The 1,431-nt window shown below is 36.4% G+C and carries 1 protein-coding gene; it reads left to right on the top strand.

Annotation, left to right across the window (positions count from 1 at the left end):
• On the top strand, positions 1-1,300 hold a 1,300-nt coding region (gene pckA, locus B5X64_RS22425; RefSeq protein WP_079467331.1), incomplete at its 5' end, for a phosphoenolpyruvate carboxykinase (ATP).
• Positions 1,301-1,431 lie beyond the last annotated feature (131 nt).

Genomic DNA, 1,431 nt, shown 5'->3' with positions numbered 1-1,431 from the left:
AGATATTTATGTTAGGGATGCCTGCGCTTGTGCAAAGCCTGAGTACAAACTGAACATAAAAGTCATCACTGAGACCCCATGGGCAAATTTGTTTGTGAACAATCTTTTTTTGAGACCTACAGAAGCAGAATTGGAAACCTTTCAACATGAATGGCTGATTCTTAATGCTCCAGAGTTTAAAGCAATTCCTGAAATCCATAAGACCCGTCAGCATAATTTTACGATTATCAATTTCACTAAGAAAATAATTCTCATTGGGGGTAGTGGATATACCGGAGAAATTAAAAAAGGGATTTTTACGGTATTGAATTATATCCTCCCATTTGAACAAAATATACTCTCCATGCACTGTTCTGCTAATATCGGAGTTAATGGAGATACATCTGTGTTTTTTGGTCTTTCCGGAACAGGCAAAACTACGCTCTCTGCAGATCCTTTAAGAAAGCTAATCGGTGATGATGAACATGGTTGGGATCATGAAAGTGTTTTTAATTTTGAAGGGGGGTGCTACGCTAAGTGTGTCAACTTGAGCGAGGAAAAAGAACCACAAATATTTTCAGCAATCCGTTCCGGAACTTTGCTTGAAAATGTACGTTTTTTTGAAGGAACGGAGAGGGTGGACTATGATAATATTTCGGTAACAGAAAATACGAGAGCAGCTTATCCAATCGATTTTATTGATAATGCAGTGCATCCTTCAATAGGTAAAACACCCAATAATATTTTCTTTTTAACTTGTGATGCTTTTGGAGTTCTTCCTCCGATATCAAAATTATCGGTAGGACAGGCTATGTATCATTTTATTTCAGGTTACACTGCGAAAGTTGCAGGTACTGAAGCTGGAATTACAGAACCTCAGACAACATTTTCAGCATGTTTTGGAAAGCCTTTTTTACCGCTTCATCCCACTCAATATGCAGATCTATTAGGAAAAAAATTAAAAGAAAATAATATAAAGGTATGGCTAATTAATACCGGTTGGTCGGGAGGGACGTATGGTAAAGGAGAACGTATTAAGTTAGCTTTTACCAGATCAATGATTTCGGCGGTACTTGAAAATAAATTTGAAAATGTAGACTTTGTACGTGATGCAGTATTTGGACTTCAAATGCCGGTAGAATGCGAAGGTGTCCCGTCTGAAATTTTAAATCCTAAAAATACATGGGATGACCAGTCGGCATATGATGAAAAAGCACTGCATCTTGCTGAGCAATTTGTACAAAACTTTAAGTCCTTTGAGCCTTTTGCGGATGAAGAAATACTGAATGGAGGTCCCATTATTCAAAATAAAATTAAATAAATTGAATAAGTATATAAACTTAATAAAAGAACTGCAATAATGAAGATCCCTGAAAACCTCTTGTATACTGAAGATCATGAGTGGGTTAGATTAGAAAAGGAAATGGCTTATATTGGAATTACCGATTTTGC

Source organism: Chryseobacterium balustinum (assembly GCF_900168205.1).
Taxonomy (GTDB): Bacteria; Bacteroidota; Bacteroidia; order Flavobacteriales; family Weeksellaceae; genus Chryseobacterium; species Chryseobacterium balustinum.
Note: the sequence above shows the minus strand (reverse complement) of the source record. Positions and strands in the feature narration are given on the sequence as shown.